Origin of the sequence: Ruminococcus sp. 1001136sp1_2201st1_G3_2201SCRN_220225 (genome assembly GCF_040924365.1) — a bacterium.
Lineage (GTDB): Bacteria > Bacillota > Clostridia > Lachnospirales > Lachnospiraceae > Blautia_A > Blautia_A faecis.
Genome location: NZ_JBCOME010000001.1, coordinates 1 through 24,331, shown reverse-complemented (window position 1 = coordinate 24,331; position 24,331 = coordinate 1). Strand labels below are relative to the sequence as shown.

Here is a 24,331-nt window from a genome sequence, read left to right as displayed (position 1 = left end):
GTTTCAGTTGACAGGAAAAAGTCTGATATTTCAGGCACTTCTCCTCTTTGTCAACCATGTCAACCAAGAAATCAAAGAAAAAGTAAAATAGAATAATAGAGCGCCTGAGGATTGTTTTCAAAGTCTTTTGTGCCGGTTGACACGGTTTGGTTGACATTGGAGCAGTCTACGCCACACATAGCCTGACATTGCCTTGTCGGGCATATTTCATTTATGGAGGTAAATGCCTATGGTAAAAGCCAAGAGCGAAAATAACACCAACAACAGCGGCACTATGCTTACCGCTGCGGACGGCACCCAGTATTTTGTCATGGGGAAAATTCGTATCAAGGTATCGGAGCATTTTGCAGAGAACGGGAAGCCGCTGAACAGCCTGCTGGAAGATGTAATCCAGCACGCCGCCGCTGCTTCCTGAAAAAAGATAGATTTGTGACTGTCAATCATCCCACGCTTATGATATACTTGTACCAGCAAGTATTGTATAAGCGTGGGTTGTTTCTTTTTAAGGAGGATTTTTGATGAAACAACCATACAATACAACGGTTTATAACACCGCACTTTATTTGAGATTGAGCCGTGACGATGAGCTGCAAGGCGAAAGCGGCAGCATCCAGACACAGCGCATGATGCTTCGGCAGTACGCCGCCGAGCATGGATTGACCGTAGTAGACGAGTATATTGACGATGGATGGAGCGGCACGAACTTTGTTGAGGTAAGATAACGTAACCTTTTTTGCAGAGGGCGTTATCTTACCTCTTTTTGATGTATGTTAGATAGCATAACTCTTTACGTCGGCTCCTATCTGTCTGAAATAGGAGATACTTTCGGTAGGCTTGTCGCCCGTATCAACTCTGCCGACAAAGCTATAAAAGATTTCGATTTTGCGGGTGTTCGTTTCCTTATCCAGTTCGTGAATAAGAATACGGTCAATAAATTCATGGACGTTTTCGTAGGTCAGTTCGGTAATGGCGGTGTATCTGCGTACCAGTGCGACAAACCTTTTCACGTCCGCGCTGCGCTCGGTGGCGTTGTCGATTTCCTGTGACAGCTCCGCAATCCTCCGGGTCAGCGTCTTTTTTTCTTCATCATAGCCGGAAGTCAGAAAAGCAAACTGTTCATCAGAAAGTTTCCCTAAAGCGTTGTCCTCGTAGAGCTTGCGGAATAAGATGTTCAGCTCGCTAATGCGGCTCTGCGCCTTGTCAAGCTCTTTCCGCTGCTGTGTCAGCGTCTTTTGTACTGCCTTTGCGCTGCACTCGTTGGCGGTTTCGATAAACTCCTGTTCATGCTCTTTCACATAGGACAGCACCCTCTGTAAATCAGCAAGGACAAGTTCTTTAAGGACGCTCTTTCGGATATAATGGGTAGTGCAAAGCTCGCCAGTCCTTATCCTGTTTCGGTACTTTCCGCAAGTGTAGGCGTGTTTGCGTTCCAGTGTCCCGGCTCCCTGTTGCAGATACATTTTATAGCCGCAATCCCCACAAAAGAGAAGTCCCGAAAAAATGTCAATTTCATCAACCTTTGTAGGGCGGTGTTTGGTAGCAATCCGTTTCTGTGCAAGGTCAAAGGTTTCTTCGTCAATCAAAGGTTCGTGCGTGTTGGGGAAAAAGTATTGCTTTTCCTCCGGGTTCTTTTTCGTCTTTTTCGATTTGTAAGATACCTTATAGCTCTTGCCCGTAATGGTATGCCCCAAATATTCTTTGCGTCCAAGAATATCATACAGTGTCTTATCCGGCCAGTTATAAATACAGGTCGGGTGCGGGCGCGGGTGGCGGCAACTGCCGGAACGACGGTAGCGCAGTTCTGAAACAGTAAGTACCTCATGTTCCCGTAGCCAGTTCTGGATTTCGCAGATACGGTCGCCGCGCACATACATAGCGAAAATCTGTTTTACAATGTGCGCCGTTTCCGGGTCGGGCAATAGATGATTGCGGTCGTTTGGGTCGGCTATGTAACCATACGGCACTTCGCCGTTGACACGCTCGCCTTTCTGTGCCTTTGCCTGTTTAACAGCCCGGATTTTCTTTGAGGTGTCGCGGGCGTAAAACTCGTTGAACCAGTTCCGCAGAGGGGTAAACTCGTTATCTTCCCTCGCTGTGTCTACACCGTCGTTAATGGCAATGTAGCGCACTTCATATTCGGGGAAAACAATCTCTATCAGTTCGCCGGTTTTCAGATAATTGCGTCCCAGACGGGAAAGGTCTTTTGTTATGACGGTCGCCACGTTCCCGGCTTCAACCTCATGCAGCATGGCTTGAAGCCCCTCACGCTCGAAACTCACGCCGGAAAATCCGTCGTCTACAAAAAAGCGCGTATTGAAAAAGTGGTGTTCGTCAGCGTACTTTTGTAAAATCAGCTTTTGGTTCTGTATGCTCTCGCTTTCCCCGGCCTGCATATCTTCCTGGCTCAATCTGCAATATAAAGCGGTAATCTTGTCTGTCTGTAACATTTTGTCCTCCTTTCCGACGACAGACAAGCATGGTATTTGTACTGTCTATATTATACCACATACCGCTGCCTGTGTCATGTATAAAATGTGAAGAAACGCCCTATTTTCGGGCGTTTGCGGGGTTCAGCTCCATGTCTTTGCGAATGAGCTTTTTTATCTTTTTATCCAGTGTGTCCGTTGCGCGTTCACTTGCAGACGAACATACAAGGTAAGTAACTTTTCCGATTTTATGCTCCGTTGTGGTAACGGGCGTTTGGTTTTGCGTCAAAGAAAATCCCCCTTTCTTTCGCAAACATATAATACAGTCTATGAATAGCAGCAAGTCCACTATTCAATAAAACAAAGGCTTTAATCGGACGGTTATTAGCATAACCTCATGGGAATTTCACCCCGGCATGGTTCTCATGCAGCCCTACCCATTGCCTGCGACGCTCTTAACGCTCGGACTGTGGCTGTAAGGAAGTATCATTGTATATTCTGCGTGTCGTTGCCCGCAAACCGCTACACTTGCTTTCCGGCGCGGTGTTGGTCGCTCGGCTGTCCGGGCGGTGATAACCTCGCCCGGATAGCGTCATGGCGCACCCGCCGTATGGCTCGACGCAAAAGGAACGTATCGTCGGTGTCACTGATAATGACGAAAAGGGCGGTCTTTCTGTCGCCTATGGTGTCAAGCTCCATTTCGTCGGTTTCCATAAGCTCGCGCAGCTCCTTAATGTCGAATGGGGCTAACCTCGCGCCGCATGAGATAAGTATGCTTTTTGCTGTCTTGCCCGCCGCAAGTTTGTATTTTTTGTACTGCTTGACCGCGAAATGCTCCGGGTCTTTTTCTTCCAGACGTTCAAACATGAGGTCAACCGGGTTCTGGAAGTCCTCGTCGTCCTCGCGGGCTTCCGACGCATTTATCATTTCAAGCAGCGTCGTGAAGTTCTTTTCCTCGTCCGGGGCTTCGTACCAGATATAGCCGATTAGCGCGGTGTAGTAGAGCTTTTCCGCTTTCACCCAAAAATCCTCGCCGGATTTCTCCCCGTCGCCTTTGGTGTTGGCGATAATGGTATTGACTAACTTCAAAATATCCTTTTCGCTCCGCAGATAGGCAAAGGGATTGTATTTCATGGATTTCTTGAAGTTAATCGTATTCAGCACTTTTATCCGATAGCCGCCCCGCTGTAAGAGCTTCCCGCACTCGATTAAGACGGTGCCTTTCGGGTCTGTGACAACATAGCTGCTGTGCATTTGCATGAGCGACGGTTTGACAAAAAACCTTGTCTTGCCGCTGCCGGAACCGCCGATTACAAGGATATTTTTGTTCCTTGCATACTTTGGCTGCTTCGGGCGGCTGTTCATGGTGAGCCGTTCCGTCTGTGTGAGGGGGATATTGTTCTCAAATACCGGGTCTGTGTACGGCTTTATGTCCTCGGCTGTCCCCCAACGTGCAGAGCCGTATTCCATGCCTTTCCGGTACTTCTTCGCGTTCTTGCCCTTGACGTAGATAATCAGCCGGACAATGACCGCCCCTGCAATGCCGATAAGCAAATCGACGGGGTGAAAACTCGGCGCGATACTGGAAAAGGCGGCGGTAAAACCGTCCCCAAGATGTAGCAGCTTTGCGCTTGCGTCCGCGCCGAGGGAAAGCCGGACAGCCGCGCCCACTTTATCAAAGAGCCAGACAAAGAGCAGATAGGGGAGATTGAGGATAAGCAGCTTCTTGATTTCCGGCTTCATAATTCCCGCCCCCTGTCTTTGTTTTTTACTTTCTCTCGCTGTGCGTTTCTGCCCTGTGCGGCTTCTTTAAGGCTTGTCAGCAGCTTTCGGATAGAGGGCTTCCTGTCCTGTGTCAGCTTCTTTGCGGAAAACTCCTTAAAGGCTGCGGTCAGCACGTCCGCGTCCCGCCCCTTGAAGAAAACAAGATAGCGGGGCGGGCTTTCCGTCGTGTCCTTTTTCAGCGCGAAGTCGATACCGTACTTTTTCGCCGTACTCTCAAAGGCTTTGATATTGTCTTTTGTAATCTCAATGTTGGAAACGCCCGCGTTCTGCTTCATAAGCTGCTTTAAGCTCTGCTTGCCCTGTGGCTGTTTCGTAAGCTGCTTTTTGCCCTTTGACAGAATGGCTTTCATTGCCTTTTGGAGCGTCTGCGCGGTCAGCTTCCCGGTCTTGATGTAAAGGGCTATGGTCTTTTCGTTTACTTCGTCCTGCAATTTCTCGCGTCCTCCTTTCGCGTTTCTTTATGGGGCGGCGGTCAGATACGCACCCGCAGCCCATTCAAATCCTCGGCTCTGATACCCACAAGATACCAGTTGTCGCCATACTCAATCCGGGTAGGCTTCCACTTGCCCCGCACGAACACGTCAAAGCACTCCCCGCAATGCAGCCCGCCATAGTAAGTATTGAGGTCAAAGCGAATGTCGTAACGGTCAGTGCGCTCGTCAAATACCAATGCTCCTGTTCTCTGTGCCATAATAAAATCCTCCTTTTGTTGTTTACAGGCTTTCGCCCGGTTTGAATGAATAGGGGTCGTGCGGCTCCTGTGGCGCAAGTGCGCCGCTTGCCATGTCATGGGCGACAAGGGAAGTGTAATAGTTGCCGATTGTGGACGGGGCATTGAAAAGGGCTGCTTTCAGATATTGCTTGATGTTGCGGATTTTGGTTGTGTTCTCCCGCATACAGTCAAGCACAAAGCGGATATGCTCGCCGTCCAGTTTCATAAACTTTGACTTCACAAGCTCTGCCGGGTAGTCGTCCCCCGCAATCCGCACCCGCTTTCTGGCGGTGCATACCGTTTCAAGCATGAGGTCTACAATCTCGTCAAGCCTGTCCCCGTCAAATTTCATGTCCTGTTTGAGAATGTCGTAGTCGATATTGTCCTTGATGATTTCCCGGTATATCTCTACTGCGCTCTGTGCTGCCGCTTCCGTTCCTTTCCGTTCCGGCGGCGTAGCCGCTCCCCCGCAAGGTGAGGGGTTAGGGGAAAGGATAGGAATGGAATGGGTACTTGATAAATCCGTATTTGATTTTTCTTTTTTTGGTAAGTCAGTTCTTTGTATATCTTTATTTAATTGCGTTGGATTTTCCAACGTAGGTTTTTCCAATGTTGGTTTTCCCTGTGTTGGATTATCCAATGTTGGATTTTCCAATGTAGGTAAATCCGGCGTAGGCGGCTGCGGCTGCTCGAATATCACATAGTCCGCGCCCCGCAAGCGTCCTTTCTCGTCGCGCTCCCTTGAACGGACGATATACCCGGCGCGTTCAAGCTCCCGTATGGCTTCGCGGATAGCGTCTATCTTCTCCCGGTTGATAAGGGATAAGCCTTTCAAGGTGTAGTCCCAATCTTCGGGGAGTGACAGCATTTGCGACAACAGCCCCTTTGCCTTTAGAGAAAGCTCCTTGTTGCGTAGGTGGTGGTTGCTCATTACGGTGTAGCCCTTGTTTCGTTCCACCCGGAAAACTGCCATAGTAAATCACTCCTTTTGCTGTGGATTTGTTACGCAGTAGAAGCGCGGTTTCGGGGGATAAGGTATAAATCCCTTGCCGCGTCAGATACGCGCCCGGAAAGCCGCTTGTAGCAAGGCTTTTTCTGCCCCTACTGCGTAACAAAGGGCATGAAAAAAGCGGCGTTCCTGTTCTCCCTGTGTAGAGAGTGGGAAACGCCGCTTTTGCGTCGTATTCAGTTTTTAGTACAATACCCGGCTTGTCCGTCGCTCGAAAAACCTTGATTTTCCAGTGTTTTCAAAAGTATCGTTATCTAACGTCAGCTTTCGACAGGCCGAGCTTCCAGAGGATGATCGACGACATCGAGGACGGGAAAATCAACTGCGTTGTGACAAAGGACTTATCCCGCTTAGGCAGAAACTACATTCTGACCGGCCAATACACAGAAATCTACTTCCCAAGCAAAGGCGTCCGCTACATTGCGATCAACGACAATGTGGACACCCTCAACGGAGAAAGCGAGCTTGCCCCATTCCTGAATATCCTGAACGAGATGCACGCCCGCCAGACCAGCAAAAAGGTCAAGGCCGCCATGCGGACACGGTTTGCAAACGGCGCACACTACGGAGCCTACGCCCCGCTGGGTTATATCAAAGACCCGGATAAGACCGGGCATCTTCTGGTTGACACGGAAACAAGGTGGATTATCGAAAAGATCTTTGACCTTGCCGTTCATGGCAGAGGGGCGGCCAGCATCACACGGATTTTGGTGGAAGCAAAAGTACCCACCCCCGGATGGCTGAACTTCCAGAGGTACGGCACTTTCGCCAATATCTATGCCGGAGCGCCGGAGGAAAAAGCCTATGCGTGGACGATAGCGCAGGTCAAAAGCATCTTGAAAGAGGAAACCTACATCGGTCACAGCGTACACAATAAGCAGAGCAACATTTCATTCAAGAACAAGAAAAAGGTACGCAAGCCGAAAGAGGAATGGTATCGTGTGGAGAATACCCACGAAGCGATTATCTCCGAAGATGTGTTCCGACAGGTGCAGGAGCAGATTGCCAGCAGACGCAGACGGCAAAAGGACGGCACAACGCAGATTTTTTCAGGGCTGGTAAAGTGTGCGGACTGCGGCTGGTCGCTGGCATACGGCGAGAATAAGCAGAACAAAACCCCGTATGGCTACTATCATTGCAGCAAGAACGGACAGGGACTGCGCCAATGCTCCATGCACTACATCCGCTATGATGTGCTTTACGCCTATGTCCTCTCCCGCCTGCAATACTGGTCACAGCAGGCCCAGCAGGACGAGGACAAACTTCTGAAAAGGCTGCTCAACGCCAGCGATAAGGAACGCAGCTCTGCGAGGGAGAAACAGGCATCCGAACTGAAAAAAGCCGAGAAGCGAAAAGCAGAGGTTGACGGGCTGTTTGCCAAGATGTACGAGGACTGGGCTGCCGGACGCATTACAGAGTACAACTTCAATATGTTGTCCGAGAAGTATCAGGGCGAACAAAAGGAGCTGGACGAGAAAATCCAGCAGCTTCACGAAGCGATGGAAGCCGTTGCGCAGACCGCCGTTGACGCTGAAAAGTGGGTAGGGCTGATGAGGCAGTATGTCAACCCTACGGAGCTGACCGCCGAACTGCTGAATACGCTGATTGAAAAAATCTTTGTGCATGAAGCGGTTAAGGGCGAGGACGGCAGCCGGGAGCAGGAAGTAGAGATTTTCTATCGCTTTATAGGCAAAATCGACTGACACATCTTTTTTACCCAACAATATCTTTAACTAAGGGAAAATGGAAAAGGCTATCCGGATATTACGCTGCTGGAGCCAATTGCAGACGCTTTTTCCATATCTGTCACAGAACTGATCTCTGGCAGTACCGTGAGTAATACAAATGTGTCAGCCAACATGCTCCGCTCAAAATTTTACGTCTACCCTGTATGCGGCAATGTGATCCATACCATGGGCGAAGCTGTCATACATTGCCACGGCGTGCAGTTGGCGCCCGCGGTCCCAGAAGAAACTGACGAGAATCATAAAATTTTTATCGAAAAAGTAGAAGCCGAATACTTCGTCTGCATTGATCATGATATGACGAAAAAACATTACATTTCCTTTATCGCAGCTGCATCCTCAGACCGCATGCAAATGGTTAAACTCTACCCAGAAGGAAATGCTGAAGCTAGGTTTAAAATCAACGGTGTGAAGAGAATTTTCTTCTACTGTAACAAAGACGGGCTTTTTTCAATAAATGTGGTGAAAGGACTAGACGACAGGGAGAAGTCCTATGATGATGTGGAAGAACGACGGGAACTGGAGAAAGTAGCAGGGATATTGTTTAGGTAAGGGAAAAAGAAACAAGTAAGTTACTGCTTATTGTTAACGTTCTGAGAAGCGTTTTAGGTGAATAAAGTTCACAGGAAAAACGAGAATTTCGGCGCAGAATCATGTGAATGAACTTCTATGCTTTGCGAAGCGTGCTGCTGATCAAGAGCGAATAGTAACTTGTGAATTGAAATTGAGAGGTTGTATATTAATGAAAGAATATACAATCTCTTTTTTGTATGTTACTATTAATGAAAATAGATTGATATTCATTCCATAAAATATCATCAGATCGGGCAACAACAAATGAACTATAAGAATGTAAAAATAGATAAAACGGCAAAAATTGCGAAGCAGTCCGTAATCATCGGTGATGTAACAATCGGTCGCGACAGCTGCGTGCTATACTACAGCGTAATCCGCGGAGATGACGCGCCAATCGTAATCGGTGAGGAAACCAACATCCAGGAAAACTGCACAGTCCACGTCAGCCGAGGCCTGCCAGTCTATATTGGGAATAATGTCACAATCGGCCACAATGCTGTAATCCATAGCTGCACAATCGGTGACCGCACTTTAATTGGAATGGGCGCCATAATCCTTGACGGAGCCAAAATCGGCAGCGACTGCATCATCGGCGCCGGAAGCCTTGTCACCAAAAACACCATCATCCCAGACGGCTCCCTGGTAATGGGAAGTCCTGCGAAGATTAAGAGAAATCTTACGTGGGAAGAGAAGATTGGGATTGTGGAGAATAGTAAGGAATATGTGAGTGTGGCGGAAGAAATGTGGAAGCAGGGAGTGTTATAAACAAATTAATATTGCGAGATGTATGTGGTCACATCTCGCAATAATGAAACTATTGATTTTCTTTATCTATAAATTTTTTATAGTGTATACGCATATATGATTTCATGCATTCGCCCATAGAAAGCTGCGTTGATTCTGAAATACTTAGTGCTTTTCGCTGTTCATTGTCAATTGATTCTGAGATACATATATTTCCGGTATCAGGGTTAAATGATATTAGGTGGCGGTCAAATAAAGCATCATGATTAGCACATAAAAGTAAACCGTTATTTGCATCTATACGTTCTTCTCTGGAAGATTCAGACCATTCTTTAATGTGACTTGCACGTAATACCGATGTTGTGGAAATATTGCAAAGGTTGCAGTGATGGCGTTCAAGAAGAAGTAGTCTTCGAAAGGAGCCTTGTGAAACGCGTGTTTTTACAATTCTTTCAATATCTGTTCCAGCATTCGGGGTATTATTAAGGGTATTTTGCAATGCAATTGTTTTAGCATCGTCATACATGACATCTTTTGAAATGATTTGATGTTGTAATTGAATTGCTAATGCTGAATTATATGAAGGATTTAGTACTGCAAAGTTTATATTATGAGAACCATGTGTGTCAGTAATAGAATATAGGTGATTGCACAACTCTGAGGGGATGAGTATGGCAAGGTAGCGCAAATAATCATATCTCAGCATGACAAGAGCATCGTCCTGGAAGGCATATCTTTGGAGTAAAGTAAAGGATTCTTTCGAATCTGGTATATTAATCTGAACTTGCGTGCCCTTGTGTCCGTATTTTTTGTATGCAGAACTGTGAAGGGTTAAATCCCAATTTGATAGATAAGGTGGCACATCAATTGAATGGCGAAAAAAATATGTGTTTCCATCTGAAGAGAGACGGCTTAAAGGATTGTTGATAGCACAAAGATAGCTCAAATTATTATCATATAAATCTATGTCAATACTCTGAGGAGGAGTTGTAGTATTACTCAGACCTTCAAAGAAAAATAATTTCGCCTGTTCTCCTGTGACATCTATATGTGTCTGGTTGACTTTTAGAATAGTATTATTGGCGCTGATTCTTCGTTTCTCTTTTATAATATTCTGATTGGAAAGCTTCTTCACAAATACACCCTGGAAAACATCTGGATTAAGTGGAGTATCTGGAATATGTATATAATTTAGAAAATTATTTAATAGATCAATAATTAATTTATACATGTGCATATATTCCCTTCTTTAATTTTGTATATATTATAGCAAACAAGATGAAAAGTGTATACAGAAAATTATATAAAAGAATCTATTTACACCCTGATAAAAACATTATATAATACCTATATTAAATGGAGGAAATTTTAATGACGAATATAAAGAAAAATAATTGCGGAAGACCTGCAGGAAGAATAAAAACTGCAAAAATAGAAATATCAATTGAACCGACAGTAAAAGATGAATTTATGACATTATTGCGTAAAGAAGGAAAAACTGCTTCTGTAGAAATTGGGTTATGGATCAGAGAGTACATAAAAAATAATAAGCTTGGGGAGGAAGAATAGATGAATGTTGTATCACTCTTCAGCGGACTTGGAGGACTTGATAAAGGTTTTGCAGATACCGGTTATAATATTGTCTGGGCAAATGATTTTGATAAGTACGCGGTACAGACATATAAGGCTAATTTTGGTGATCATATTGTTTTAGGAGATATAAATGAAATTCCATTAGAAATTATACCAGACTGTGATATTCTTATAGGGGGATTTCCCTGCCAGCCCTTTAGTATGATGGGACAACAAAAAGGTTTTGAGGACACAAGAGGAACCTTGTTTTTTAGAATAGCAGAAATAGTGGATGATAAAATTAAAAGAGGAAAGAAGCCGAAAGCGATTATTCTTGAAAATGTCCGCTCTTTACGGACTCATAATAATGGAAAAACATATAAAGAAATACACAGAGTATTACAAGACGTGCTCGGATATAATGTGTTTTGTGATATATTAAATTCAGCCGACTATGGAATACCACAGACAAGAAATAGAACTTACATAGTGTGTTTTGACAACCAGAATGCAAAATTCATATTTCCGCAAAAAGAAAAACTTAAAAAAACTTTACAGGATTTATTAGAGCCGGAAGTTGATAATAAGTATTTTTTGTCAGATAGAATATTACCCACAATATTATCTAATGGAACTGGTGGATATAAAGCAAAATCAGAAATAGATCTTGAGATTGCAAGACCTTTATGTGCAACTATGGCGAAGATGCACAGAGCATGTCAGGATAATTATGTCACACAAAAGGGAAAGATAAGAAGACTTACGCCGCGCGAGTGTGCAAGATTGCAGGGATTTGAAGATTCTTTTGTGATTCCAGTGTCTGACAGCCAGGCGTATAAGCAATTTGGGAATGCAGTTACAGTTAATGTGTCAAGAGCTGTTGCCCAATCGGTAAAGAGTACATTTATAAATCTTGGAGAGTGGGTAGACTGATATGGAATACAAAAACGATAAATGTGAGTTTACTGCGTTTGTAAAAGCAGGACTTGATAGTAAAGAGCAGGAAAATATAGAAATTTGTATTGAAAGAGTAACGAAAACTGTAAAAGAGGACTTCCTTAATGCAAGGGCCAGATTATATAAGGACGAGGTAAAGAACGATGCAGAAGTTATGACTGCATTCAGAAGATTATCCGTTATATGTAATGAAAATGTACAGCAGTGTTATGAATGTCCTGTAAGCAAATATTGTAATACTTATATTGAGAACGCCAGAAAAAATGTTAATGATGATTCACTAAAGATGATAGATTTGTTTTGCGGAGCAGGTGGGTTGTCGTTAGGATTTACACAGGAAGGATTTGTTACTACCTTGGCAAATGATATCCAGGATTGTTGTGTGGATACATATGCACATAACCATCCGGAGACACCCAGAGACCATATTATATTGGGAAACATAAAAGATGTGGTAAACGAGCTTGATGAATTGCTGGATGGAAGAAGTGCTGACATTGTTATTGGTGGACCACCTTGCCAGGGATTTAGTATGGCTAACAGACAGAGGCTGATAGACGATCCGAGAAATCATCTTTATAAAAGTTATGTTGAAGCAGTAAAAAAAGTTCAGCCTAAATTTTTTGTCATGGAAAATGTCAAAGGGATGCAATCTGTAGCAGAACAGGTAAAAGATGATTTCCGTGCAATCGGGTACTCTGTAGAGTGCCATATACTAAATGCAAAGAATTTCGGAGTGCCTCAAAATCGTGAAAGACTAATATATATAGGTAATTGTCTTGGAATTGATAATGAGAAAATCTTCAATGAGATATTTGAACTTAGCGAAAAGATACCGGAATATAATCTGGGTGATGCTTTATTTGGACTTAGGAAATTGGAAGCTTCAAGAGTGAAAAACTCTACAGAAAGCGGCTCGATAGAAAGTGGATACAAAATAGAAAAGAATTATTGTACTGAAACAAATGATTATATTTCTTATATTAATCAAGGCAGAGTAATTGATGTGGTTTCAAATCATAAGGCCAGATACAACAATGACAGGGATATTGAAATTTTTGGACGAATGGAACCGGGAGATCGTTCAGATGACCCTAAAATAGCAGATATCATGCCTTATGCCAGAAGAAATGGAATTTTTAAGGATAAATATTTTAAACTGGAAAATGATAAGGTTTGTAAAACGATAACTGCGCATATGAAATTTGACTGCAATATGTATATACATCCTACCCAGGCAAGAGGATTAACGCCAAGAGAAGCGGCAAGAGTACAGTCTTATCCTGATGATTATTTTTTCAGAGGGGCATATACGAAGACATATATGCAGATAGGAAATTCTGTTCCGCCACTTTTGGGAAGGGCAATAGCACAAGTGATAAAAGGCTATATGAAAGGCGGTAATGCTTGATGAATTTTGTAGAAGCAATAAGAGTAATAAAGAATATAATTCCACAGTGTTCTGCAAACGAATATGATGGAATACTGGTAAAAAGACTGGAAGCGTCTAATACCCTGGATGAGGGGAGAACAACTAATCAGACACACATAGCAATATCTGGAGAACAGATGAATATGTTCCCGTATCTCATGGCTGATGGTTATTTTAACTGAGATTATAGTGAAAAAGATGAACAGTTAAAAAAATATTTTATAACACAGATCCCACTTTACATTTACCAGGACAATATTTCATATTTAGAGGCTGATGAGAAAAGCGGAATCATTTTTGACGAAAATAAAAAAAGTTGTGTTTGTGCAAGCGTGGTAAGAAGTAGGAGAAAAGAACAGGCAGATCAAGTACAACTTTCATTGATTACTAGTGATGATGTGGATTTTGTTAAGTTTAGAAAGTTGTTACACACCGGAGACTTTCTGGTGATCTTGAAACATAAAGAGAGGTTGAGTTATGATTGTATTGGAATAAGAGCAGCTGATGAAAATAATGGAGAGTATCATCTTTCTGTGCTAAACAACAAATTTTACAAATTACCGACTAATACGAAAGTTGATATAAAGAAATATATTAAAATTAAAGATTCCAAAGTTGAAAATAGAAATTTTACAATCTCGGAATTAGGAAACATTCTTAAAGAAATGTATAGTAATGCAGAAAATAAAATGCAAGTGGCTTCTATCCATATTTTCGGAATAAAGTACGGAAAAAACATTATTCAAAAGGCATTCAAATCATTGGATATAGTTAAAGCTGCTGGAATAAATGAATCATACTCTACAGAATTACAAAAGGCTTTGAATATATACAGATGTCTTGAACAGAATTCATATGGTATTTATATTTCAGATGAGAATGCGATAAAAGAAGAAAAAGAAGTTTTAGGCGAGAGAAAAACAGGAGCAGAAAATATACTTTTGTATGGAGTCCCAGGATCTGGTAAAAGCCATGAAATAAAAACAAAATATTGTAATGATGAAAAAATGATGGAAAGGGTTGTTTTTCATCCCGATTATACATACTCAGATTTTGTGGGGCAGATATTGCCGAGAGTGGAAAAAGATAAAGACGGCAATGAGAAGTTAAAATATGTGTTTACACCAGGACCATTTACCAGAATGTTAAAGAAAGCACAAGAAGATCCCAGTAATCATTATTATCTTGTTATAGAAGAATTAAATCGTGGCAATGCACCTGCAATATTTGGAGAGATATTTCAGTTACTGGATCGAAAAGATGAGGATGAATTTCCTGCAGAAGAAGTTGGGGAGAGTGAATATGGAATTTCAAATTATGATGTTGCAAAAGAGGTATATGGGGATGAAAATCACCCGGTAAGGATTCCTTCCAATATGAACATTCTGGCAACAATGAATACGGCTGATCAGAATGTGTTTACACTGGATACTGCGTTCTTGCGAAGATGGAGTACAAGACAGATAGAGAATAATTTTGAAAAATCTGAACATTCAAAAGATATGATTGATGGTACAAAAGTAAGTTGGGGGACCTTTGCTACTGTAATTAACGATATGATTATTGATAGTAATACTGACATGGTAAGCTCTGCAGATAAGTGTTTGGGAATATATTTTGCAAAGAAAAAAGAATTGGATGCAGATAAGTTCTCTGAAAAAGTGCTTAAACATCTATGGGATAATGCTTTTAGAATGGATCCGACAGTAATATTTAATGAGAGCTGTAAATCTCTGGAGGATGTGGTTAGTAAGTATGAAACAAGTGAAGCTGATAAATTGGAATCTGTATTGAGAACAGAAGTCTATGAGAAGATGCTTTTAAAAATGAAGCAGCGAAATATAGAAAATGATGAAAAGTAGGTGGTGATTTTTTGAGGAAAGTTGATATAAGAAGCAAGTGCAGAGTGAATTCTAATTGTGAAAAGGATACATTTGTTGGATTGAGATGTAGTGATGGCGATATTAGTATCAACTTTCCGATAGGTTATCATATATCTGAAGACGACAATGAACTTCGCAAGGACATTATGTTACTATTTACAACACTTTCGGCTAATACAAAGCGAAAGGAATCAGATGTTCTTAGACAAGGAAATGCTTTTGATGAAATGGAATTTCCGTTGCAGTCATATTTATATCTTATAAAAGATTTTTTTGCAAGAGGTTATTATAAAGAACAGGAAGTTTCATATAAAGTTGCTAAAAAAGGAAAAATAAATTGGAACAGAACAATAAAAACTCAGAAGTCTTATGTACAGGGTACAGATGTATTTTATCTGGATTTTGTAACAAAGAACGATCGTGTTAAAGAAAATGAACTGATTACATTAATACATGAGTATTGTGTGTATGAGAGTTTTGAACAAATGGGATGGCTTTTTACCAGAATAATGCCAGAAAAACCACGAATTATAAAGCGGGACAGAATCTTCCGTTCGGTTCTTAAAGAAAAGCTTGCAAATACATATAATGATAAAAATCGCATATTGTTTAGACATATGTTGGCAATTATTGATTTTGAGGGAGATAGAAATTCTGACAAGACTTATAGATACGGAACTTATCGCTTTGAATATGTCTGGGAAAAAATGATTGATAAAGTATTCGGTATAGAAAATAAAGCTGATTATTTTCCGAAGACTTCATGGTGGATTGATAAGACGAAACATGAAAATGCTTCTCTTGAACCAGATACGATTATGATAAGTGGAACAAATGTGTACATTCTTGATGCAAAGTATTATAAATACGGAGTAACTGGAAATACCAGGGATCTTCCTGAATCAACATCAATTAATAAACAGATTACATATGGGGAGTATGTAGCTACTGAGAAAAAATTTAAGAAAAAACATGGAGATAACATGAGGGTGTATAATGCATTTCTTATGCCTTTTGATTCGTTGAAAAGGAAATGTCCAGATAATTCCCAGATGCTTAAAATAGGAGAAGCAATAAGTAATTGGAAGGATAATTCAGAAGAATATCAGAAAATACAGGGAATTCTCATTGATGTTAAATCTTTAATGAGTATAAATGTCCGGCAGGAAATGAATGAAATAGAAAAATTGGCGAAGTTAATTGAAAGCTGATTGTTGAGGTGATTTTGTGACTGATGTTTTAACAAAAGAACAGCGGCATAAGAATATGAAAAATATTCGCGGAAAAGATACCAGGATAGAAGTTATATTAAGAAAAGCCTTATGGAATAAAGGTTATCGGTATCGGAAAAATTACAAAAAATTACCTGGAAGTCCAGATATTGCGTTGACAAAATATAAGATTGCGATATTCTGCGATGGAGAATTTTTCCATGGAAAAGATTGGGAAAAGTTAGAATTGAAATTAAAGAATAGTAATAACAGTGAATTCTGGATTAAGAAAATATCACGTAACATGGAGCGAGACGACGAGATAAATAAAAAGTTAAACTATGAAGGATGGACTGTTATCCGATTTTGGGGAGAAGATATAAAGAAATATACGGATGAGTGTGTTAAAACAGTGGAAGAGGCAATATTTGATGTGATTATTTGTGATAATGATGAAGGTTAAATTTGGAGGTGCTGACATTGCAGATTGATAAAATTCCCAAAATATTTATATCATATTCATGGAGTAGTGATGCACTTGTACTTGAGCTTGCGAACAGATTGGTTTTCCATGGGGTAGATGTCGTCCTTGACAAATGGGATTTGAAAGAGGGAAATGATAAATATGAATTTATGGAAAGGTGTGTTAATGATTCGAGTATTACAAAAGTACTCATAATTTGTGATAAAGCATACGCACAGAAAGCAAATGACCGTACTGGAGGTGTAGGAGATGAAACAGTAATTATTTCCAGTGAAGTGTACGGAAATGCAAGACAAGAAAAGTTCATCCCAATTATTGCAGAGCGAGATGAAGAGGGAAAGGAATATGTACCAACTTATATAAAAACCAGAATATATATTGATCTTTCGAATCCGGAAAAATATGAGGAAGAATATGAGAAACTTCTTCGAAATATATATGAAAAACCTCAGTTTGTAAAACCACCTCTTGGAAAGAAACCAGAATGGTTGGATGAGGAAAAGACTAATTTTTTTCCAGTAAAAGATTTGATTCGTCAAATCAGAGGAGGTAATACATCAATTAAACGAAAGAGCTGCATAGCAAGATTTCAAGAAGCATATATTGAGGTTTTAAAATCTTATTATATTTGTAATGTAAAACCAGAAGAAGCATATAATAATTTCCTAAATACAAAAACAGTACGCGATATATATTTGGAATTTGTAGAAACGATTGCCGAAACCGAAAGCAATTATGCGGAGACGCTTGCAGAATCTTTTGAGTACTTATATAACAAATTAACTTGTGTAAAAACATTTAATCCACAGGCATATTCTGCAAATAAGAATGATTTGGATGTATATAAAATTCTTTTGTGGGAATTGTTCATCTGTGTTATTGCTTATTTACGTCATATTAAAGACTATGAGGCAATAAATATATTGCTAACATATACATATTTTTTAGAGAACAGTCTTTTTGGTGGAGAAATTAAACAAACTAATTATACAACATTTAGACATCATAGTTTTGTCATTGAAGAACATTATAAGCCAATGTCTCAAATGAAAGATAAGTATACTTTAGTTGGCAATATTATTTGCAGTCAAAGAGAAAAATTTCCGATATATACGGCAGAAGCAATTGCAGAAGCAGATTTATTTTTATATCAGGTTTGTAATGCCTATGATCTTCCTAAAAATGAGCGAATTTGGTATGGCACTTGTTGGTTTCCTACATGTTATATTTATGTTGAAAATAAAGGGCTAGAATGGGAAAGAATGAAGTCACGTAGATATTGTAAAAAAATGGAGGTATTATTTGGCGTAAATGATATTGAAGAACTAAAGGGAAAAATAGAAAAATGTGTGTATAATTCTGAAATAAGTTATTTAAGGGGATGGGATGCTGCGCCTGCTATCTTAAACTATATTAAAGTTGAGGATATTGGAACCTTAAATTGATATACATTATGAAATGGGATTAAATGTCTGAAATTACTAAAGAAGATGCATATTTACGTTTCAACAAGGAACTTATGAAAACAGTTAGAGTAGTTGCAGCTGTAATAAAAACTGTTAATGAAAATGACGAACCCATTATTTTATTGGACGATTGTGACGCACATCTTGCAGAAAGCCTTTTTAAACATGCTCTAGGAATTTTGCACCTTATATTGGATTTACAGAAGCAGAGGTAAAGACGCTTACCGAGAAATATAACCAGGATTATGAGAAGAAAATAACGGGAGGGACCCACCATGGGACATTTCTATTTTATCCGACACGGGCAGACCGTGTGGAATGTTGAGAACAAAATTTGCGGGGCTACAGACAGTCCGCTTACAGAATATGGACGCGAGCAGGCAAAGGAGACGGGACAGAAGATTCTTGCAGAGGGGATTAAGGCAGATGAAATCCTCTGCTCTCCGCTTAGCAGGGCAGCGGATACTGCCAGGTTGATTTCGGAAATGACAGGAATTCCATACAGGGTGGAACCAAGGCTGATTGAGCAGAATTTTGGAAAATGGGAGTCCACTCCTCGGGATGGGAAGGATTTCAAGAAAGCAAAGGAGTTTTTTGCATGCAGTCATGAAGGTGGAGAATCCACACTCAGGCTGGCGCAGAGAATCTATAATCTTCTTGATGAAATAAAAGCAGAGTCCGATAAAAAGACCTACATCCTGGTTGCTCACAACGGAATCGCCAGAGTGGTACAGTCCTATTTTACGGATATGACAAATGAGGAATATGCTGCATTTGGAGTAAAAAACTGTGCTGTGGTTCGATATGATTTTAAATGACAAAAGAATATTCGGAATATGAATGGTTATTTTGAAACGGTAAGTAATCTTGAGGTAATTAAGCCGGAAAAGAAACGAATAACTCTGCGCCATTATCCTGATTAAAGAGGCAAACGAAGGAGAACAGGGAAAAGAGACTGGAGAAAAACTAAATGATAGTTAATAAGTGTTCGGAAATTTTATTAGCAAAATCAAAAAAACTATATGGGAACTACCGGGATAACTGTACAGTTGTCCAGAGAATGCTGGAAAAATATAAAAAGTTATATCCTAATATTTCTGATTATTCTATAATGCATTTTATCGATATTGCAGAATTTTGTGATATGATAATGGATAAGCAGAAACTGGAAAATCTGAATGAAGATGAGTGCTACTGTCTTTTGTCCGCAGCGCTATTTGCACATATTGGATTTGGCTTAAATCAGGAAATTATGAATAGATATGTGGACAAGCTTGGAATTCAGAAGCAGGCAGAAGAGCTTACGTTCTTTCAGGTTATGAGTAAATATCATGTTTTGTTCAGTGCATGCCTGTTGGAAGAATACGGCGATATATTTGAATTTCCATCAGATCTGCATAAATATGCCATAATCCGTATGCTTCACTTTATCGGTGAAAATGGTACAGCACCTGTTCAGTTAGAAGAAGCTTTGGTGTTGAACAATCAAAATGTTATCAGGCTGAAGGAACTGGCAGCTGTGTTAGCTGTTGGAAACCAGCTGGCAGAACTAAAAAATGCAAATATTGATTTGAGCTATGACAAGTTCGACAAATATAATTCCGAAGAAATCGTTGGATTTGTTGAAAGAAACGTGGTAAGAAGTATTAAGGTAAAAGATGGCAAGCTGGTGATAGAAGCAGGCGGTTCGGATTCGGCTTATACACTGATTGAGCGGAAGGTAAATTTAATTATTGATAATTTCGGGAAAATTGTCAGTAGTCTGTCTGACCGGTCAGACTACAGTTTGAATCTTTTTTCCATTGTTTCCATAGAGCTTCACCGCCTTCCGTCTGCGGAAACAGCTGAAAAAATCTATCTGAACAAAGAAATCGAAGAATCATGGACAGATAAGGACAGGGAACTGTTTCAGAAGCTTTCTCCTGAGGAAAGAGTGTTTTATGCCGATTATTTATCCACAGAATTCGAGACAACCAAATTCCTTATAGAGTTCGCGAAAACCAACAAAGCCGTACTGGAAGGATTAGAGTACAGAGTGAAATCACCGAAATCCTTGTACAATAAGCTTTATCAGAGAGTAGAGAAATCCTTCTTTGATTCGCTGGCGGATGTAGTCCGTTATACGATCATACTGGATCCGGAAGATTATGTAGAACAGATCCGTTCTGTTATAACGGCTTTGTCTGAGAAAAACTGGAAAATTTATGCATTAAAAAATTATTGGACTAATGACGGTTTTCCATACAATGGCGTGAATACCAAATTTAAAAATCCGCGCAACTACCGAATTGAAATCCAGTTTCATACAAAGGAAAGCTTTGATGTGAAAATGAGCAAGGAAGACCACGACTTGTATGAGCAGAGAAGAGTCCTTGAGCCTGGATGTGATGAGTATAACAGGATATTGCAGCTGCAGCTGAACTTATATTCTAATATGGAGTATCCAAAAAACATTGCACTTTTAGATAATATTTGAACAAATTAAGGAAAAGGGGAAGAAATATGTTTTCTTTAAAAGAAAAAGAAGTAAATACTGGACGCCAGAGAGAGCTTGACCTGGTAAAAGGCTTTCTGATGATCATGATTGTATTTATACATTCTTTTCAGACAATTGCAGGTGCAGCAGCGGCAGAGTCAAGTGTACATAAAATTATGTTTGCCCTGTTTATGCCTACCGGAGCCTGCTTATATCTGTTTACCATGGGTTTTGGAAGTGTTTTTACACGTCATTCCCAGCCAAAGGACATGGTCAGAAACGGTATAAAACTGTTGATTTACCAAGGCATAAGCAATTTGTGCTATGCGGCAGTCATGACGGTCAGTTACGCCATAAGAAATTCCATTACAGGGGAAGTGGCAGGCAGCAGGGAAGTATTTGAAGCAAGTCGGTATTTCATGCTTACATTTGTGAATATCTTTTTCATATCCGGTATGTGCTACCTTGTACTTGCTTTGTACAGGAAATTTAATGTAAAACTTGGCGGTTACATAATAAGTGCATTGATAGTGGGAATCGTAACACCTTTTACCAAACTGCTGGTTTCTGATAATCAGGCACTTAACTGGCTTCTGGATATGACCTTTGGGGGAAAAGGTGAGACAAGCTTCTGCTTTTTTCCATATCTGAGTTATGTATTTTTAGGATATGTTTTTGCAAAAGTAATCAGAAGAGTACCAGAGGATGAAAAAGGAGCTTTTTACAAAAAGAGCGGTCTGGTATGCGGAATCGTAGCGGCAGCCTGGTTTGTAATCTGCATCGTAATGCATCCGGGTGTTGACGGATTCTTTAATTATATGATCGAACAGTATCGAACTCCCGGACTTGTGAAAGTAGTGGGAACCTTCTGCAGCATTATCCTTGTATTTGCAGTGGCATTTTTTCTCATGCCGATTATAGAAAAATGGAAATTTGTTTACAATAAGCTGTGCTATTATTCCAGGCAGATATCCAAAATGTATGCAGTGCATATTGGAGTATATTGGACGATTGCTGGTTTTGCAGCTTTTTACGAATTTAGTGTAAGAGATTGTCTGATTTTGTCAGTCGTTGTGCTGATCGTAACAGATCTACTTGTGCAGGGATATCTGAAACTGACAGATAAGCTAAAAGGATAAAAATGGAACAATACTATTATAATCATATGAACAAACCCCAGCAGGCTGCTTATCACAGCATTTTTGTCGGGGTGAAAAATCTATCGGATGAAATTCAGGTTCCGGCACTTTCCGGAGAGGAGCTTTACAATATTTTTTTCCAGATGAGGCTGGACCATCCGGAAATATTCTGGGTAACCAATTTTAAATATCGTTACTACAAAGATTCGTCGAACCTGATTTTCATACCGGAATATCTTTTTGAGAAAAACAAGATCCGGGAGCATCAGAAGGCTCTGACAGCCAGGGTAGAGAAGCTTGTCCGCCCGGCACAGAAGATGTCTGAGTGGGAAAAAGAGAAATATGTGCACGATTTTATCTGCGAAAATGTCCGTTATGACAAACTGAAAAAAGCATATTCCCATGAGATCATAGGTCCTCTTGGACAGAGCGTCGGGGTATGCGAGGGCATTGCGAAAGCGGTGAAGGTTCTTCTGGATGCGCTGGGAGTATGGTGTGTGATCGCAATTTGCGGTAACAATCCGGAAAAAGGAATCAAATACCGGCACACCTGGAATATTGTAAAGATAAATGGCATATATTATCATTTAGATGCCACTTTTGATAACAGTCTGGGAAAAGATCACGAAAACAAGGAAATCCGCTATGACTATTTCAACCTGGATGATCAGCAGATCTTTCGCGATCATGAGCCCTTGATCGCGCCTGCGCCTCATTGCAATGATCATGATCATTTTTACTACAAAGAGAAGAAATTATCATTTACCAAACAGGAGGATGTATACAAGCGGTCTTTGCAGGCTGCTAAGAAAGGAAAGGTGCTTGTTTTTCACTGGCGGGGTGGATACCTGACAAAAGAAGTATTAAATGAGCTTCTTGACCTAATCCGCAAAGCAGGCATGGAAAAAGAGAAAAACGCAATGGTCAGCATAAACTGGCCTCAGGCAGTTCTTCGCGTCCAGTATGCTGACATACAGGTACAGGAGAGTGTTATGCTGGAGGAAGCGAATGAAGGGGAGAAGGATTGATGAAATGACCCACGGGATTTTGTGCTGAAACTGTCCGGAAAAAATAAAACATTGTTGAAAGAATTCTATTGTTATATGATTTCGTAAGTGATATACTTAAACACAAGAAAACCGTGTAAAATTACAGTTTATTTTTTGCGCGGTTTCTTATATACATAGGGGTTAGTTTGGTCTAACACAAAGATGGCTTGAAAGATTATAGCGAAAATATAATCAACAAGCTATAGAACTGTTACTATACCGCTGAAGAAAATTATTTTTGCTATATATATGAAAAATTTTTCGATTATACAAGGAAGGAAAATGTAATGCTAATGAATATTTTTGAAGGTATACTGATTCCATTTGTTGGAACAACACTAGGTGCAGCATGTGTGTTTTTTATGAGAAAAACACTTAGCAAGTCAGTGCAACGTGCACTTGCAGGGTTTGCAGCAGGCATAATGGTTGCTGCTTCAATCTGGAGTCTTCTGATTCCGGCTATTAAACAATCTGAGAGTATGGGAAGATTATCATTTGTTCCGGCAGTTGTTGGGTTCTGGATTGGTATTTTGTTTTTACTAGCGCTCGATCATTTGATTCCACATCTTCATGTTGGAAGTGATCAGGCAGAGGGACCGAAAAGCAAGCTTGGCCGTACAACAATGATGGTGTTGGCTGTTACACTACACAACATCCCTGAAGGTATGGCAGTCGGTGTAATGTATGCAGGATTTCTTGCTGAAAATGCACAGATTACAGCAACAAGTGCACTCGTTTTATCGCTTGGAATTGCCATTCAGAATTTTCCGGAAGGAGCGATTATATCCATGCCGCTTAGGGCAGAGGGCGAAAGCAAGGGAAAGGCATTTCTCGGAGGTGTACTTTCAGGAGTGGTTGAACCGATTGGAGCAGTACTGACGATTCTTGCTGCACAGCTGGTAATCCCGGCATTACCATATTTACTGAGCTTTGCAGCAGGAGCCATGTTATATGTTGTGGTTGAAGAACTAATTCCGGAAATGTCGCAGGGACAGCACTCGAATATTGGTACGCTTTTCTTTGCACTTGGATTTAGTTTGATGATGATCCTAGATGTGGCATTAGGGTAAGAGGCGAGAAATGATTCTTAGCGATTATGCTGGCAGTTACATTTGAAAGCAGTTTTGGAGATAAATTTATGTATCAACATGCTATGAAGGCACCAGATGAAATGAGGGAATTGCATAAGCAGTTTTATGCTTATATGAAAAGAATGAAGAAATGCGGATGCAAGGCGAAAAGGTACAGTGATTGGAGAAAAAAGCATGAAAAATGAAGAATATAAAAAATGTCAATTAAAGAATTTACAAAAGCAGCAGGAAGATATGAAAGTAGCCATGCTGGTATTTACGAAATGTGCAAGAAAGATTATCCGGATCCACAGGCATTTTTTGACAGTGTGAAGAGATGTCTTCGCCCAAATGGAAGGTTGGTTCTTAGAGATGTGACCAGTGACAACAAAGTATTGGTATGGCTAATGAATACATTGGAAATGCCGTTGGCAAATATATGCGGACATGGAGATGTCCAGGTGCCAACAAGAGATGTGGTCATAAAATGTTGCAAAAAAGCAGGATTAAAAGTAGAAAAATTTGAAATTCGTAAAGGTATGCGAATGCATTGTGTTGTGAGAAAACCTATGGGAAAGGCGATAGGAAATGAAAG

At 40.7% G+C, this 24,331-nt stretch carries 24 protein-coding genes and 3 pseudogenes; 20 read left to right on the top strand and 7 right to left on the bottom strand.

Translation table 11 applies throughout. The features are described from left to right. Nucleotides 1-229: 229 nt before the first annotated feature. Both AB5642_RS00135 and AB5642_RS00130 read left to right on the top strand, forming a co-directional pair. Entirely contained in the window at nucleotides 230-415 is a 186-nt protein-coding gene (locus AB5642_RS00135; RefSeq protein WP_009322363.1) for a hypothetical protein, read from the top strand. Nucleotides 416-518: 103 nt separating this feature from the next. Further along, nucleotides 519-707, top strand: a pseudogene (locus AB5642_RS00130) (recombinase family protein); the annotation flags it as partial. A 63-nt stretch (nucleotides 708-770) separates the two neighbouring features. Here the strand turns inward: AB5642_RS00130 and AB5642_RS00125 are convergent. The 6 genes and pseudogenes from AB5642_RS00125 to AB5642_RS00100 form a co-directional block, all read right to left on the bottom strand. Then, nucleotides 771-2,447 carry a recombinase family protein gene (locus AB5642_RS00125; RefSeq protein ID WP_009447114.1) on the bottom strand — a complete coding sequence of 559 codons (1,677 nt, stop codon included), beginning with the start codon at nucleotides 2,445-2,447 and terminating at the stop codon, nucleotides 771-773. Between the two features lie 100 nt (nucleotides 2,448-2,547). Next, a complete protein-coding gene (locus AB5642_RS00120) occupies nucleotides 2,548-2,775 on the bottom strand; it encodes a transposon-encoded TnpW family protein (RefSeq protein ID WP_004607973.1) in 228 nt (75 codons plus the stop codon). A 278-nt stretch (nucleotides 2,776-3,053) separates the two neighbouring features. Continuing rightward, nucleotides 3,054-4,169: pseudogene (locus AB5642_RS00115) on the bottom strand (VirD4-like conjugal transfer protein, CD1115 family); the annotation flags it as partial. Next, nucleotides 4,166-4,642 carry a PcfB family protein gene (locus tag AB5642_RS00110; RefSeq protein WP_055158527.1) on the bottom strand — a complete coding sequence of 159 codons (477 nt, stop codon included), beginning with the start codon at nucleotides 4,640-4,642 and terminating at the stop codon, nucleotides 4,166-4,168. The gene AB5642_RS00110 and the pseudogene AB5642_RS00115, both read right to left, overlap by 4 nt. A gap of 41 nt (nucleotides 4,643-4,683) precedes the next feature. Continuing rightward, on the bottom strand, nucleotides 4,684-4,902 hold the full coding sequence (locus AB5642_RS00105; protein ID WP_002590558.1) for a DUF5348 domain-containing protein: 219 nt from the start codon (nucleotides 4,900-4,902) through the stop codon (nucleotides 4,684-4,686). 22 nt (nucleotides 4,903-4,924) lie between these two features. Further along, nucleotides 4,925-5,896, bottom strand: a complete 972-nt coding sequence (locus AB5642_RS00100; protein ID WP_055158529.1) for a DUF6017 domain-containing protein — start codon at nucleotides 5,894-5,896, stop codon at nucleotides 4,925-4,927. A gap of 302 nt (nucleotides 5,897-6,198) precedes the next feature. Here AB5642_RS00100 and AB5642_RS00095 point away from each other — a divergent pair. The 3 genes and pseudogenes from AB5642_RS00095 to AB5642_RS00085 all read left to right on the top strand — a co-directional run. Next, nucleotides 6,199-7,635 (top strand): annotated as a pseudogene (locus AB5642_RS00095) (DUF4368 domain-containing protein); the annotation flags it as partial. Nucleotides 7,636-7,779: 144 nt separating this feature from the next. After that, complete coding sequence (locus AB5642_RS00090; RefSeq protein ID WP_173769757.1) at nucleotides 7,780-8,229, top strand: hypothetical protein; 450 nt, start codon at nucleotides 7,780-7,782, stop codon at nucleotides 8,227-8,229. Between the two features lie 285 nt (nucleotides 8,230-8,514). Further along, nucleotides 8,515-9,018, top strand: a complete 504-nt coding sequence (locus AB5642_RS00085) for a gamma carbonic anhydrase family protein (RefSeq protein WP_173715616.1) — start codon at nucleotides 8,515-8,517, stop codon at nucleotides 9,016-9,018. A 49-nt stretch (nucleotides 9,019-9,067) separates the two neighbouring features. Here the strand turns inward: AB5642_RS00085 and AB5642_RS00080 are convergent, their stop codons facing one another. Then, nucleotides 9,068-10,228, bottom strand: a complete 1,161-nt coding sequence (locus AB5642_RS00080; protein ID WP_173769758.1) for an HNH endonuclease — start codon at nucleotides 10,226-10,228, stop codon at nucleotides 9,068-9,070. A 140-nt stretch (nucleotides 10,229-10,368) separates the two neighbouring features. Between AB5642_RS00080 and AB5642_RS00075 the strand changes: the two genes are divergently transcribed. The 15 genes from AB5642_RS00075 to AB5642_RS00005 form a co-directional block, all read left to right on the top strand. Then, on the top strand, nucleotides 10,369-10,566 hold the full coding sequence (locus tag AB5642_RS00075; RefSeq protein ID WP_173715614.1) for an antitoxin: 198 nt from the start codon (nucleotides 10,369-10,371) through the stop codon (nucleotides 10,564-10,566). Then, a complete protein-coding gene (locus tag AB5642_RS00070; protein ID WP_173715613.1) occupies nucleotides 10,567-11,502 on the top strand; it encodes a DNA cytosine methyltransferase in 936 nt (311 codons plus the stop codon). 1 nt (nucleotide 11,503) lies between these two features. After that, nucleotides 11,504-12,937, top strand: a complete 1,434-nt coding sequence (locus AB5642_RS00065; protein ID WP_173715612.1) for a DNA cytosine methyltransferase — start codon at nucleotides 11,504-11,506, stop codon at nucleotides 12,935-12,937. Further along, on the top strand, nucleotides 12,937-13,140 hold the full coding sequence (locus tag AB5642_RS00060) for a hypothetical protein (RefSeq protein ID WP_173769760.1): 204 nt from the start codon (nucleotides 12,937-12,939) through the stop codon (nucleotides 13,138-13,140). The genes AB5642_RS00065 and AB5642_RS00060 overlap by 1 nt, the downstream gene beginning before the upstream one ends. Before the next feature lie 270 nt (nucleotides 13,141-13,410). After that, nucleotides 13,411-14,820 (top strand): McrB family protein, encoded by a 1,410-nt coding sequence (locus tag AB5642_RS00055; RefSeq protein ID WP_243252134.1) that lies wholly within the window; start codon nucleotides 13,411-13,413, stop codon nucleotides 14,818-14,820. Nucleotides 14,821-14,831: 11 nt separating this feature from the next. Beyond that, nucleotides 14,832-16,052: an LlaJI family restriction endonuclease gene (locus AB5642_RS00050; RefSeq protein WP_173771611.1), complete on the top strand. Its 1,221-nt coding sequence runs from the start codon at nucleotides 14,832-14,834 to the stop codon at nucleotides 16,050-16,052. Between the two features lie 16 nt (nucleotides 16,053-16,068). Further along, entirely contained in the window at nucleotides 16,069-16,515 is a 447-nt protein-coding gene (locus AB5642_RS00045; protein WP_173715610.1) for a very short patch repair endonuclease, read from the top strand. Nucleotides 16,516-16,532: 17 nt separating this feature from the next. Continuing rightward, the gene (locus AB5642_RS00040) at nucleotides 16,533-17,981 is read left to right on the top strand and encodes a toll/interleukin-1 receptor domain-containing protein (protein WP_179962504.1); all 1,449 of its coding nucleotides are present in this window, start codon (nucleotides 16,533-16,535) and stop codon (nucleotides 17,979-17,981) included. A 23-nt stretch (nucleotides 17,982-18,004) separates the two neighbouring features. Further along, complete coding sequence (locus tag AB5642_RS00035; RefSeq protein ID WP_173735510.1) at nucleotides 18,005-18,217, top strand: hypothetical protein; 213 nt, start codon at nucleotides 18,005-18,007, stop codon at nucleotides 18,215-18,217. Nucleotides 18,218-18,277: 60 nt separating this feature from the next. Further along, nucleotides 18,278-18,820 (top strand): histidine phosphatase family protein, encoded by a 543-nt coding sequence (locus AB5642_RS00030; protein WP_173769762.1) that lies wholly within the window; start codon nucleotides 18,278-18,280, stop codon nucleotides 18,818-18,820. Between the two features lie 152 nt (nucleotides 18,821-18,972). Next, nucleotides 18,973-20,478 carry a hypothetical protein gene (locus tag AB5642_RS00025; protein WP_173769763.1) on the top strand — a complete coding sequence of 502 codons (1,506 nt, stop codon included), beginning with the start codon at nucleotides 18,973-18,975 and terminating at the stop codon, nucleotides 20,476-20,478. Nucleotides 20,479-20,504: 26 nt separating this feature from the next. Then, complete coding sequence (locus AB5642_RS00020; protein ID WP_173715606.1) at nucleotides 20,505-21,617, top strand: heparan-alpha-glucosaminide N-acetyltransferase domain-containing protein; 1,113 nt, start codon at nucleotides 20,505-20,507, stop codon at nucleotides 21,615-21,617. Nucleotides 21,618-21,619: 2 nt separating this feature from the next. Continuing rightward, nucleotides 21,620-22,645 (top strand): transglutaminase domain-containing protein, encoded by a 1,026-nt coding sequence (locus tag AB5642_RS00015; RefSeq protein WP_173715605.1) that lies wholly within the window; start codon nucleotides 21,620-21,622, stop codon nucleotides 22,643-22,645. Nucleotides 22,646-22,953: 308 nt separating this feature from the next. Continuing rightward, entirely contained in the window at nucleotides 22,954-23,736 is a 783-nt protein-coding gene (locus AB5642_RS00010) for a ZIP family metal transporter (RefSeq protein ID WP_118582560.1), read from the top strand. Between the two features lie 218 nt (nucleotides 23,737-23,954). After that, nucleotides 23,955-24,331 (top strand): class I SAM-dependent methyltransferase (locus AB5642_RS00005; protein WP_243252135.1); only part of this gene is annotated, 377 nt, incomplete at its 3' end.

Coding starts and splice junctions, on each gene's coding strand:
- AB5642_RS00075 (WP_173715614.1), top strand. CDS start 10,369: ATGACGAATATAAAGAAAAATAATTGCGGAAGACCTGCAGGAAGAATA.
- AB5642_RS00060 (WP_173769760.1), top strand. CDS start 12,937: ATGAATTTTGTAGAAGCAATAAGAGTAATAAAGAATATAATTCCACAG.
- AB5642_RS00010 (WP_118582560.1), top strand. CDS start 22,954: ATGCTAATGAATATTTTTGAAGGTATACTGATTCCATTTGTTGGAACA.
- AB5642_RS00030 (WP_173769762.1), top strand. CDS start 18,278: ATGGGACATTTCTATTTTATCCGACACGGGCAGACCGTGTGGAATGTT.
- AB5642_RS00025 (WP_173769763.1), top strand. CDS start 18,973: ATGATAGTTAATAAGTGTTCGGAAATTTTATTAGCAAAATCAAAAAAA.
- AB5642_RS00035 (WP_173735510.1), top strand. CDS start 18,005: ATGTCTGAAATTACTAAAGAAGATGCATATTTACGTTTCAACAAGGAA.
- AB5642_RS00105 (WP_002590558.1), bottom strand. CDS start 4,902: ATGGCACAGAGAACAGGAGCATTGGTATTTGACGAGCGCACTGACCGT.
- AB5642_RS00125 (WP_009447114.1), bottom strand. CDS start 2,447: ATGTTACAGACAGACAAGATTACCGCTTTATATTGCAGATTGAGCCAG.
- AB5642_RS00085 (WP_173715616.1), top strand. CDS start 8,515: ATGAACTATAAGAATGTAAAAATAGATAAAACGGCAAAAATTGCGAAG.
- AB5642_RS00020 (WP_173715606.1), top strand. CDS start 20,505: ATGTTTTCTTTAAAAGAAAAAGAAGTAAATACTGGACGCCAGAGAGAG.
- AB5642_RS00065 (WP_173715612.1), top strand. CDS start 11,504: ATGGAATACAAAAACGATAAATGTGAGTTTACTGCGTTTGTAAAAGCA.
- AB5642_RS00080 (WP_173769758.1), bottom strand. CDS start 10,228: ATGTATAAATTAATTATTGATCTATTAAATAATTTTCTAAATTATATA.
- AB5642_RS00100 (WP_055158529.1), bottom strand. CDS start 5,896: ATGGCAGTTTTCCGGGTGGAACGAAACAAGGGCTACACCGTAATGAGC.
- AB5642_RS00015 (WP_173715605.1), top strand. CDS start 21,620: ATGGAACAATACTATTATAATCATATGAACAAACCCCAGCAGGCTGCT.
- AB5642_RS00135 (WP_009322363.1), top strand. CDS start 230: ATGGTAAAAGCCAAGAGCGAAAATAACACCAACAACAGCGGCACTATG.
- AB5642_RS00070 (WP_173715613.1), top strand. CDS start 10,567: ATGAATGTTGTATCACTCTTCAGCGGACTTGGAGGACTTGATAAAGGT.